13 protein-coding genes and 1 pseudogene are annotated in these 11,670 nt (G+C 38.3%); 6 read left to right on the top strand and 8 right to left on the bottom strand.

The window, feature by feature from the left end:
* Positions 1-15 precede the first annotated feature (15 nt).
* Positions 16-267 (top strand): hypothetical protein, encoded by a 252-nt coding sequence (locus AB9L17_RS11705; protein WP_375200680.1) that lies wholly within the window; start codon positions 16-18, stop codon positions 265-267.
* Between the two features lie 120 nt (positions 268-387).
* Here the strand turns inward: AB9L17_RS11705 and msrB are convergent, their stop codons facing one another.
* From msrB to AB9L17_RS11680, 5 genes are all read right to left on the bottom strand, one after another.
* Positions 388-816, bottom strand: coding sequence for a peptide-methionine (R)-S-oxide reductase MsrB (gene msrB, locus AB9L17_RS11700; RefSeq protein WP_068984147.1), 429 nt, complete (start codon positions 814-816; stop codon positions 388-390).
* Positions 809-1,342 (bottom strand): peptide-methionine (S)-S-oxide reductase MsrA, encoded by a 534-nt coding sequence (gene msrA / locus AB9L17_RS11695; protein ID WP_068984146.1) that lies wholly within the window; start codon positions 1,340-1,342, stop codon positions 809-811. The genes msrB and msrA overlap by 8 nt, the downstream gene beginning before the upstream one ends.
* A gap of 12 nt (positions 1,343-1,354) precedes the next feature.
* The gene (locus tag AB9L17_RS11690; RefSeq protein WP_068984145.1) at positions 1,355-1,936 is read right to left on the bottom strand and encodes a YpmS family protein; all 582 of its coding nucleotides are present in this window, start codon (positions 1,934-1,936) and stop codon (positions 1,355-1,357) included.
* A gap of 4 nt (positions 1,937-1,940) precedes the next feature.
* Complete coding sequence (locus tag AB9L17_RS11685) at positions 1,941-2,873, bottom strand: GDSL-type esterase/lipase family protein (RefSeq protein ID WP_223554349.1); 933 nt, start codon at positions 2,871-2,873, stop codon at positions 1,941-1,943.
* A gap of 188 nt (positions 2,874-3,061) precedes the next feature.
* Entirely contained in the window at positions 3,062-3,904 is an 843-nt protein-coding gene (locus AB9L17_RS11680; RefSeq protein WP_068984144.1) for a DegV family protein, read from the bottom strand.
* 271 nt (positions 3,905-4,175) lie between these two features.
* Here AB9L17_RS11680 and trhA point away from each other — a divergent pair, with 271 nt between their 5' ends.
* Positions 4,176-4,811: a PAQR family membrane homeostasis protein TrhA gene (gene trhA, locus AB9L17_RS11675; protein ID WP_068984143.1), complete on the top strand. Its 636-nt coding sequence runs from the start codon at positions 4,176-4,178 to the stop codon at positions 4,809-4,811.
* Between the two features lie 107 nt (positions 4,812-4,918).
* Here trhA and AB9L17_RS11670 read toward each other — a convergent pair.
* Positions 4,919-5,334 (bottom strand): annotated as a pseudogene (locus AB9L17_RS11670) (HIT family protein); the annotation flags it as partial.
* A gap of 16 nt (positions 5,335-5,350) precedes the next feature.
* Between AB9L17_RS11670 and AB9L17_RS11665 the strand changes: the two are divergent.
* Positions 5,351-5,560, top strand: a complete 210-nt coding sequence (locus AB9L17_RS11665; RefSeq protein ID WP_375200679.1) for a hypothetical protein — start codon at positions 5,351-5,353, stop codon at positions 5,558-5,560.
* A 170-nt stretch (positions 5,561-5,730) separates the two neighbouring features.
* On the opposite strand, the gene AB9L17_RS11660 is transcribed toward AB9L17_RS11665, so the two are convergent.
* Entirely contained in the window at positions 5,731-6,210 is a 480-nt protein-coding gene (locus tag AB9L17_RS11660) for a dihydrofolate reductase (RefSeq protein WP_068984142.1), read from the bottom strand.
* 175 nt (positions 6,211-6,385) lie between these two features.
* On the opposite strand from AB9L17_RS11660, the gene AB9L17_RS11655 reads away from it, so the two are divergent.
* The 3 genes from AB9L17_RS11655 (at position 6,386) to AB9L17_RS11645 (ending at position 9,398) form a co-directional block, all read left to right on the top strand.
* Complete coding sequence (locus AB9L17_RS11655) at positions 6,386-7,303, top strand: alpha/beta hydrolase (RefSeq protein WP_375200678.1); 918 nt, start codon at positions 6,386-6,388, stop codon at positions 7,301-7,303.
* Positions 7,304-7,365: 62 nt separating this feature from the next.
* Positions 7,366-8,562, top strand: coding sequence for a class I SAM-dependent rRNA methyltransferase (locus tag AB9L17_RS11650; RefSeq protein ID WP_375200677.1), 1,197 nt, complete (start codon positions 7,366-7,368; stop codon positions 8,560-8,562).
* A gap of 293 nt (positions 8,563-8,855) precedes the next feature.
* Positions 8,856-9,398: a GNAT family N-acetyltransferase gene (locus tag AB9L17_RS11645; RefSeq protein ID WP_375200676.1), complete on the top strand. Its 543-nt coding sequence runs from the start codon at positions 8,856-8,858 to the stop codon at positions 9,396-9,398.
* 137 nt (positions 9,399-9,535) lie between these two features.
* Here the strand turns inward: AB9L17_RS11645 and AB9L17_RS11640 are convergent, their stop codons facing one another.
* Positions 9,536-11,524 carry a S9 family peptidase gene (locus AB9L17_RS11640; protein WP_375200675.1) on the bottom strand — a complete coding sequence of 663 codons (1,989 nt, stop codon included), beginning with the start codon at positions 11,522-11,524 and terminating at the stop codon, positions 9,536-9,538.
* Between the last annotated feature and the right edge of the window lie 146 nt (positions 11,525-11,670).

The raw sequence follows: 11,670 nt of genomic DNA, 5'->3' as shown, positions 1-11,670 counted from the left end.
GGCTCTTTCCGTCGCTTGATTGTTCTTCCGTCTTTTCGACGACTCTTTCCGTCGGTTCGAGGGCTTTTTCCGTCGCTTGCTTGTTCTTCCGTCGTTTCGATGACTCTTTCCGTCGCTTCAGTTGTTCTTTCCGTCGGTTCGAGGGCTTTTTCCGTCGCTTGCTTGTTCTTCCGTCGTTTCGATGACTCTATCCGTCGCTTCAGTTGTTCTTTCCGTCGTTTCGAGGGCTTTTTCCGTCGCTTGATTGTTCTTCCGTCGGTTCGATGACTCTTTCCGTCGCTTCAGTTGTTCTTTCTGTCGTTTCGAGGGCTCTTTCCGTCGCTTTTGAAACAATTTTAAAACAGTAAAAAAACTCCTAGCACGATATAATCCTGCTAGGAGTTTGTCTTATTTAAATAATGAAAGATATTCTACATAGCCATCTTTTTCTAAATCTTCTTTTGGTACAAAGCGAAGTGCAGCGGAGTTAATACAATAGCGTAAGCCACCACGTTCACTTGGTCCATCAGGGAAAACATGTCCTAAATGAGAATCTGCTTCACTGCTTCGAACCTCTACACGACGCATTCCATGTGATGTATCGAAATGCTCTGTGACTTCTTTCTGTTCAATTGGCTTTGCAAATGCAGGCCACCCACAACCTGAATCGAATTTATCAAAGGAACTAAACAATGGCTTGCCTGAAACGATATCTACATAAATACCTTCTTCAAAGTGTTTATCATATTCGTTGCGGAATGGTGGCTCTGTGCCATTTTCTTGGGTCACATAATACTGCATGTCTGTTAATTCTTTTAAGCGTTGTTCTTTATTCATTTTTTTGCCCCCAGTGTTGCTCCTGAAACGCTTTGCGACCAGAACCGACAGCATAGCGCTCGTAATGCATTGGATTTTTCTTATAATAATATTGATGATAGTCTTCAGCTGGGTAAAACGTACTAGCTGGTAAAATTTTTACTGCAATGGGCTTATCGAACTTACCAGATGCCTGTAAATCTGCCTTAGAACGTTCTGCTAATTCGCGTTGCTCTTCATTGTGATAAAAAATTGCAGTTGTGTAGGACTCCCCGCGATCATAAAATTGTCCACCTGCATCTGTTGGATCAATGATTGTCCAAAATGTCGCAAGTAATTGCTCGTACGAATAATACTCATCATCAAACGTAATTTGAACCGCTTCAATATGCCCCGTCGTTTCAGAGCAAACTTGCTCATATGTTGGATTGATAACATGTCCACCTGTATAACCTGAAATCACTGATTCAATGCCAGGTGTTTCATCGAAGGGCTTGACCATACACCAAAAACATCCACCTGCAAATGTTGCGAATTGCTTTGCCATTCATTTCACTCCTTATTCACCAGGAACAATAACTTCCAGTAAAATCTTATCGTTTGGTAAATCTAATTCTTTTGCTTTGATACGTGATCCTGAAGCAATATCTATGCGCGATAAGTCAATATAGATTTCTGCCTTACTTGGATTGATTGTAATAAATGAAGGGAATTCCAACGAGTCTCGCATAATTTTCATCGCTGTCTCCGGCGGAATATTTAAAAGCCCAACATTCATTCCTGTCTGTTTTAAAATAATATTACCTTTCTTATCGACAATGGGATCGAAGTTCATTGAAATTGGAATTTCTGTATAGAACACCGTTAATGTACTTCTTAATTCAATATCATCATCGATGGTAAAGTCCAACGGTAATGGTGATCCTTTAGAAGCATCCTTTAAATACTTTTTCGATATAGATTCCAATTCCTTCGTTGTTGTTTGGACAACGAGAACATTCCCTTTCACTTCATTTTCACCATCTGAACTCTCTGCTAAATTTACTCCATCTACTGGTCTAGTTGCTAAATAAACGACGAGGAGGATTGCAAAAAGCACTGTGCCTGCTAAGGCAAAAAATGCGAATTTCCACTTATTCATTTTGTCACTCCTCGAAGCCTATTTCCTTGTTAATCTTTTCTTCCATACCACATTTCTCCATTGCTTCTAAAATACGTTCATTCATTTTCTCATATCCTTTTGCATTTGGGTGGAAGAAATCCGTATGATAAACGAGCTCCTTATTCGAAACAAACAGGTCCTCCACGGATACATAGCAAGCATTAACATCTTCACTCGCTACATCTTCAATGACTTTATTCCACTCCGTAATAATCGAATCAAATTCATTGGCTTCATTTGTCACGATCGAGAATGGGTTATAAAAACCGATTAGTAATAAGGGCACTGTCGGATTTTTTTCTCGAATGCCGGCAATGATTTTACTATAGCGTTTCTTAAATGCCTGCAATTCTTTATCAAAAGCATCTCGTTTTAAATTCAACAGATCTTTCCTGACGATCTTCATGACATCATTTCCACCCATTGTAACGGAAATGAGTTGTGCTTCTTGCAACTCTTCATCATAATGCCCTTTTTTCACTAATTTTAATAGCTGATCACTACGTCTTCCTCTCTTTCCTCGATTATCGACCTCAACTTCAGAAATCGAGGGCCAAGCTTCCAATGAATCTGCTAACCTACCTACAAAACCGTCTTCACTATACTCATCACCGACACCGGCTGTTAAAGAATCGCCGAGTGCCAAATATTGTAGTTGCTTTGCGTTTTCATCATCAATTTGCCGTAAATCCTCGGGAGTTGGTTCAAAAAAATGTTCAAAAATCTGCGTCAATACATTCCTTGAGGTTTTTTCCTCATTTTCCGTTTGTTGCTCATCTTGGCTCATATCTTGCTCCGTCCCTGCTTGCTCCCCTTCTGGTTCAGCTTGCGGATTCGGTTCATCTATTGATATTTCACAACCACTTAGTACTAAGACGGTCAAACATGACAAAATTAGCATACGCCAAATGTTCATTTGACCACCTTCCATCATTTGCTGTTTCTTCTATTATAGAATAGTTTATGCTGCAATGAAAAGTGACTAACCTAGGTATTCTGTAAAAGTGCGCATTTTTTCACAATGTATAACTTTCTTAAGGCATGCATTTTTCCATTCCATATAAAAAAAAGCCACTACAAAACTTATGTAGTAGCTATCGTATATTATTCTGCAAAAAACATGAAACCAATTGCACCTGGGCCAGTATGTGTAGAGATGATTGGTGAAGTAAAGGCAATTTCTACTTCATTTACACCTGTTCCCTCGATCAATTCTTTTAATGGTCCACCCATCGTTGTCATTCCATCGGCGTGGGAAATTCCAACTGACTTAACTGTTTTTCCGGCAGTATCTGCTTGGAATTGTTTAAATAAGTAGTTGACAACCTGTTTATGGCTACGCACTTTGGTTACGGGATTGTATGCGCCACCTTCTAAGTTTGCAATTACTTTGATGTTCAGTAAAGAACCGATAAAGCCTTTACCTTTCCCAATACGTCCGCCTTTAATTAAATTATCAAGTGTGTCGACAACTACATACAAATACGTATTTTCGCGAACCTTGTCCAGACGTGCCATAATTTCCTCGACAGTTGCACCTGCATCACGCATTTTAATAGCTTCTCGTAATTGGAAAGCTAGACCAAAGGCAATAAAACGTGAATCAATAACAGTCACATTTGCATCAGTCATTTGCGCTGCTTGACGAGCCGATTCAACAGTACCACTCATGCCACCAGTCATATGAATTGAAATAATTTGATCTCCGTCTTTTCCTAGTTCATCAAATAGTTCTTTGAATTTCCCCGGCGCAGGCTGCGAGCTTTTAGGCAAATTTTCGGAATTCTGCATAAAGCTTAAAAAAGATTGTGGCTCTATATCAACACCATCTGTATATGTTTTTCCATCAATTTGAATCGATAAAGGCACAATATGTATACCATGCTGCGCTACTTCCTCTTTTGTTAAATCACAAGTTGAGTCCGTTACTATATGAATTCGTCCCACTTCGACACATCCTTTTACATCATTAAAATTAATTATATAGACTAATGAATCATTGTAAACATGACATTTGTCATTAGACATCACTCTATTTAGTCCGTTTTGAATCACTACCTTGGTTACTATAACGTTTTGTCGAGTACTTGTCTAACAAAGACCTTCAAACAAATAACCATACCTATGACAATTTTGATAATAAATACATGACAATTGTAAATAGCAGGATAAAAATTATTGGCGTATAATAAATATATGCACGAAAGGAGTGTTCGTTATGCTAGATTCATTTGACTATAAAACATGGAAGGAAGAATTGTGGAATGCCATTACTCATGGCATTGGATTTATCGCAAGTATTCCAGCGCTAGTTGTACTTATTTTAGCAGCTGTACAAACCGGAAGTGCGCTCCAAATTACAACGTTTAGTATTTTTGGTGCCTCAGTCATCATTTTATTTTTAATGTCGACGCTGCTACATAGCATGCCTGAAAAATATAAACACATTTTCGCCATTCTTGACCATTCTTCTATTTATATTTTAATTGCCGGAACGTATACACCATTTCTACTAATTGCGATTGGTGGCACGTTAGGTATTACATTATTATGTATTATTTGGTCACTTGCGTTATTAGGCGTTATTTTTAAATGCTTCTTCATTAATCGATTTGAGAAGCTTTCTTTAATTTTTTACATCGGTATGGGTTGGTTAATTATTTTTGCCATTAAGCCTGTCTATCTTTACTTAGGTGTTAATGGCTTTGCTTTACTGTTAGCAGGTGGGCTTTTCTATACGATTGGCGCCATCTTTTACGCATGGAGATCCCTGCCCTACAATCATGCAATTTGGCACCTCTTTGTGTTAGCTGGTTGTGGCTCTATGTATGCTTGTGTTTATTTTTACTTGTAGGTATTAACAAAAAATCGCTCTCTTAGACAAAAGGAGCGATTTTTTGGTGTATTTACTATTCACTACTTATTTCCTTCGTTAATGCCTTGACTGCATGCGGAGCATCTGAATGCAGACATCCATTCATAGCGCGGCACTATCCAAGTATGAAAATGGTGTGTCGTATCTTCCATTATAGAAATAATAGACATGTTCTATACCTAATACTTCCCTTTGTTCCTTTCTAATTTTTGATAAAAGGTTTATGTAATCCATTTTCTCCTCATCGTTAAGCACATCCAAACATGTAATATGGCGCTTTGAAGCTAGAATGATTAATCCCTTGATCGGATAAGCAACATCTTGATGGGCATGAAAGTAGTCCGTTTCAATAACCACACCTCCATCTGGTTCAACTTCTTTCAGCGGGTGTCCAAACACCCGTTGAAGGAAGTTGAAGCCTCCGGCGGATATCCGCTCGTTATGGCACAGCTCAAACATTCCACTTCTACCTTTTTCCATTTGCCAATGTTATTTTCCTCACAGTTGTCCCCCCTCTTTTGAATGTAATTGTTGGAATGTTAAGCAGTAAAAAATCTCATCGATTGCCCTCAGGAACTATCCGGCATTTCGATATTTCTATCTGTCGCTTCGGTGACTCTTTCCGCTCTTTCCGTCACTTTGACTTTTCTATCCGTCGTTTCGGTAGCTCTATCCATCGCTTGAAAGTTCATCCGTCAAGGCCAGGTTTATGTCCGCCGATCGGGTAAAACGGATTTACTGGTAAGATTTTTACATTGATAGACGTCGAATGCACCAATCAACCTCACGTTATGATGATAAGCCTTATAATCATTTATTCCACAAATATTTCCAAACGCCTTCCGTTATACAAAAAAGCACGGTCATTAGATCACCGCGCTTACCAATTCCTATTTGTTTAGTTTTTACGTTCAAAAATCTGATATTGGAATGTATAGCCTTCTTTTGCTGTCACAGGCTCTTCTGAGGATATTTCCACAAAATCCTGTTCGTAGTTTGGGAAATATGTATCCCCATTAAAGGAATGATTGATTTTTGTAATGTATAGGCGATCGGCGATTTCCATGGATAAGCGGAAAATTTGCTCGCCACCAATAATCATAATTTCTGGAACATCTCCAGCAAGAGCGAGGGCATCCTCTACACTTGTCACCACTTCAATCCCATCCGCATGATAGTTTTCATCACGAGTAATAACAATATTACGACGCCCTGGAAGCGGTCTACCGATGGATTCGAATGTTTTTCGTCCCATGATCATTGGCTTCCCCATCGTTTTATCCTTAAAATATTGTAAATCCCCAGGCAAATGCCACGGCATACCATTTTCATATCCAATCACATAATTCGTATCATGTGCCACTATTAAAGAAATCATCTATTGTCCCTCCAAATACATTGTTCACTATATTATAAACATATTTTTACTTTACAATCGGATTATTTCTGCTTTGTCATAAAATAATTTTCTTTTTCACATATTAAATCCTAGTAAAATTATATGAATAGTTTATAATAGGATTAACAAATGCAATGAAAAAGGATTGATGATGATGACAACATTAAAAAATGAAGCGATCCGTTATATAAAAGCAAGTGATTCTTCTATGAAGTACTATGATTTAACACCTCAAGAAGCGCGAGCAATAAAAGTAGTGCCAAAATGGACGTCACCGCATAGCCCACAGCTTGCGGCAATCGAAAATAGCAAAATATCGGTTCGAGATGGCGCACAAATTAATGTGCGCATTTATAGACCTGTATTAGACAAAATACTTCCTGTCATTGTTTATTATCATGGAGGCGGCTGGGTATTTGGAAATTTAGACTCTACAGATGCAGGTTGCCAGCTATTAGCAGAAAAAGCCCAAGCCATCGTTGTCTCGGTCGATTATCGCTTAGCACCAGAATACCCATTTCCTACCCCACTCAACGATGCCTATGACGCTTTAGAATGGGTTGACGAAAACATCCAACATTTTGGCGGAGATGCATCAACAATCACAGTGGCTGGTGATAGTGCCGGTGGAAACTTAGCAACCGTTGTAGCTTACTTAGCCGCTACATTAAATGGACCAAAGATTACAGCTCAGGCACTTATTTATCCTGTAGTCAATGTTGATTTTACAACGGATTCCTACAGTGCTTATGGGGAAGATTATGGTTTAGACAAACAAGGAATGCAATGGTTTGCGGGTCATTACACAGATAGACAAAATTATAAAAATCCACTTGTTTCCCCACTTCATATGGAAGACTTAAGCGTTTTACCGAAAACAATGATTATTGCAGCAGAGGCAGATGTTCTTTATGATGAAGGCCTTGAATACGCGCAAAAACTTGCTGAGGCAAATGTAGAAGTAGAGCATATTCATATGCCTGGATTAATTCATAGTTACTTCAGCAAAATGGCGTTTTTTGAGGCAGCAACGATTGACACAGTTGAAAAAATCGCTCATTTTGTGAAATAAGTTTGTCTATTCATATAAAAGAATGCGATAATAGAGCAAAATGTTTTTTAAAGGATGACAACATGACACAAACAATTGCTTTACAAATTAACAAACCCTTTTCTGATCAATTAAAAAAAGGCTATCCTCTTATTTCAAAGGATGCCGTTGATGCACGTCATCTTCCAAAAGAGGAAGGCGCACTATTAAGACTTACGGATGTTCATAACCGCTTTATCGGCACTGGATACTTCGGCTTACAAAACAAAGGTATTGGATGGGTACTAACAACCGATGCTAATGAGAAAATAGACAAAGATTATTTTATTAAAAAGTTTAAAAAGGCCATTCAAAATCGTGAAGCATTTTTCAATGATCCTCACACAACAGCCTTTCGTATCTTTAATGGCGAGGGTGATGGTATTGGCGGTTTAACAATTGACTTTTACGATTCTTACTATATGGTGAGCTGGTATAGCGCAGGCATTTATTCATTTAAAGAAACGGTATATGAAGCACTTGCAGAGACTGTAAACTACAAAGCCATTTATGAGAAAAAGCGTTTCGATACTAAAGGTCAATATATGGAACAGGACGATTTCGTCATGGGAACACCTGGCGAATTTCCGATTATCGTATCGGAAAATAGTATGCAATACGCTGTCAATTTAAATGATGGGGCAATGACAGGTATTTTCCTCGATCAACGAGAAGTGAGACTTGCCATTCGTGAACGTTTTGCAGAGGGTAAAAACATGCTAAATACATTCTCATATACTGGTGCATTTTCTGTCGCGGCGGCACTTGGAGGCGCAGTAAAAACAACAAGTGTAGATGTGGCAAAGCGTAGTTTAGCTAAAACAATTGAGCAATTTAGCGTCAATAGCATTGATTACGAAGCACAGGATATTAAAGTGATGGATGTCTTTAACTATTTTAAATATGCTCAGCGCCATAATTTAAAATTCGATCTTGTTGTTTTAGATCCACCTAGCTTTGCACGTACGAAGGAAAGAACATTCTCAACTGCGAAGGACTATCCTAAATTACTGATGGATACAATCGCCATTACCGAGAAAAATGGTATCATTATTGCATCAACGAACAATGCAAGCTTCGGTATGAAAAAGTTCAAAAGCTTCATTGACCAAGCCTTTAAAGAAACAAAAACACGCTATAAAATTGTTGAAGAATACGGCCTACCAAAGGATTTCCGTGTGACACGTGAATATCCTGAATTCAATTATTTAAAGGTTGTTTTTATAGAAAAACTCAACTAAATACTACACAGACAGAATCGCTTTCTTAGCATTCTGTCTTTTTTGTTTGGGAGAATTTTTTTATGATAACCCCCTCTCGTGTCATTGTCCAAATTTTCCGCTTGTCATATAATGTAATTTACAAATTATAGTTCTTTCACCATAACGTGGGGTTAATGTTCGTTCCGACTGGGCACTTTTCTAGGGCGTCCAGTCGGAACGGACATCAACGTATCCCATGGCATACGTTTAACATATGTCATCCTCAATTTTTGGTGATGAGTTCGAAATAATAATTTAATGGAGATGATTGAATGGCATATGTTCCTGAAAAATTAATGATTACAACAAAAAGGCTTGTTCTTAGATTATTTCAAACATCTGATGCAGAAACGGTTGCGACACTTTGCAATAATTATAATATTTATAAAAGCATGATGTACCTACCTTTTCCGTATAGTATAGATGATGCATTATCATGGATTGAATTCCATTATGATAATCTTATCGAGGATTTTTCGTATGAGTTTGCAGTTACAGATAAGGAGACTGGCGAATTATATGGATCAATTGGATTATCGAACAATATTGATTTTAACCAAGGTGAAATAGCCTATTGGATTGGCGAGCCATATTGGGGAAAAGGCTATGCTACGGAGGCGGCGCAGGCGATTCTACAATTTGCTTTTGAAGAAAAGAAACTGCACAAAGTGTTTGCCCGCTATTTTTCATCGAACCCCGCTTCAGGAAAAGTAATGGAGAAGATTGGTATGAAACAAGAAGGAATTTTAAAGGATCACGTCATAAAAGATGGTAAATACGAGGATATAGTTTATTATGGGATCATTAATAAATAGCCTAGTCTCTCAAAAAGGTGTTCCTACTATCTGGTGCCTTTTCAATGTTGATTAAAACAAAGCATTCTCTCTCACAATGTAAATTAAAAAAGTGGCTTAAAAAGTATTTTCACGTTTTAAGCCACCAATATTTTCTCTTACAGATATTCCACAAACCAATCCCTAATATATTCTAGTCTATTGATTCTTAACGTTGGTTTTCCGCTCCTTGAAAGTTCGTGATTAGATTCAGGGAAGCGAACAAATTTTGTTTCTTTTTTACGGTGTTTCAAGGCGATAAATAATTGCTCTGCCTGTTCAATCGGACAACGATAGTCTTTTTCGCTGTGTAAAATTAACAGCGGCGTCTCCACATTGTCCACATATTTAAGCGGTGAATGATGCCATAGCTTCTCTATATTGTCTAGTCCCGCTTGGATTTGCCAGTCATTGAAGTAATAGCCGATATCACTTACGCCGTAAAAGCTAATCCAGTTAGAAATGCAACGTTGCGTAACAGCGGCTTTAAAGCGATTGGTATGTCCGACAATCCAGTTTGTCATAAAGCCCCCATAACTCCCACCTGTTACACCGAGACGGTCTTGATCAATAAAATCATAATGCTCCAATGCAAAATCAACAGCAGCCATTAGATCATGATAATCATTGCCGCCATAATCACCACGGACTGCATCAACAAATTTCTGTCCGTATCCATGACTTCCCCGTGGATTCGTATAGAGAACCGCAAAGCCTTGTGCAGCAAGGATTTGAAATTCATTAAAATAGGTGTTGGCATACATCGCATGCGGACCACCATGGATTTCAAGAATAAGTGGATATTTTTCCCCTTCTTCATAGCCGATTGGCTTCATCATCCAGCCGCTTACTTTCCAGCCATCTGCCCCTTCATATTCAATTGCTTCTGGCACAGATAATTCTCTCGTCTTTAAAAATTCTTCATTCACCCTAGTCAGCTGTTCCTTTTCACCAGTATTTAAATTTACGTAAAATAGGTCGCCAGGATTTGTCGTCGTGCTAATCGCGACTACCGCTTTATCATTTTTTGGATCAAGTGAAAAACCATATACATACTGATCATCATGAATAGCGGGATATAATTCTCCAGAAAGGTTGCCAAAATAAATGGCTGTATTTCCGTGATCTGTCACTTGGAAGTAAAAGCTTTCACTATCCTCCAACCATTGAACACGCGGAGCAACAACACCTTGAAGGAAATCACCCACAACAAAATCACCGACAGGCGCGTCAAATTCACTCGTTACACATGTCGTAAGGTTATGTTCCAAATCATAAATCCAAAGCTTGGCATGTGTCGCATTTTCAAATTCTCTTTCACTTCCAACATAAGCTATGTAGCGACTGTTCGGAGACCATGAAGTTTGGTAGAACATCCCTGTTCCTTCCGTTAGCTTGCGCGCATGTTTCGTTTCTACATCCAATAAGTACAGATCACTCATGAATGAAAAATCTAGATCCTCTGTTACGTCTGCACTGTAAGAAAGATATTTACCGTTTGGAGACCATGTACCAAGCTGGAAATGATGTTTTCCTTCCGTCATCAGCTCTAATTTCCCAGATTCAAGATTGACGCTTGCAATTTGAGTAAATTGCTCCATATCCAGAAATCCAGCTGCATCTGACTTATGTTTCATCTTTTCAATTTCAAGTGGTTTTAGTTCTTTGTCTTCTTTCTTATCATGTTCAGCTTGATCATCAATGCTTTCATTTTTACCAAGCTTTACAGAGAAGGCTATTTTCTTGCCACACGGCGACCAAACAGGTGATGTCGCACCGTTTTTACAATGAGTCACTTGCTTCGCCTCTCCACCTGTTTTAGAAAGCACAAAAATTTGTGGTTTGCCATTTCTCGTTGACACAAACGCGATTTTACTGCCATCTGGAGACCAAATAGGTGAATTTGTTTTATCTTCACCAAATGTCCATTGTTGAGGAATTTTTTCATCCAAGTTTATGTAATATAAATTAGACACATAGTCTTTTTTCTTGTCGTCGATATAAGTCCCTACATAGACTACTTCTGTTCCATCAGGTGATACTTGTGGATCTGCCACTGATTTTAATTGATATAGATCTTCCGGTTTAATCCCTTGTTTGGATGTCATATTTTCCCGCCCCTTTTTGTTAATTGCATTACATAGTACAATATTTCGACGCCCTAAGTATTATTCCTCCTTATAAACAGAAAATTTTTAAAATTACCCGTGTTATATCTTATTTGAGATGTTTAAAAACATACACTGAAAAAAAG

Source organism: Lysinibacillus sp. RS11, from assembly GCF_042019215.1.
Taxonomy (GTDB): Bacteria; Bacillota; Bacilli; order Bacillales_A; family Planococcaceae; genus Lysinibacillus; species Lysinibacillus xylanilyticus_A.
Note: the sequence above shows the minus strand (reverse complement) of the source record. Positions and strands in the feature narration are given on the sequence as shown.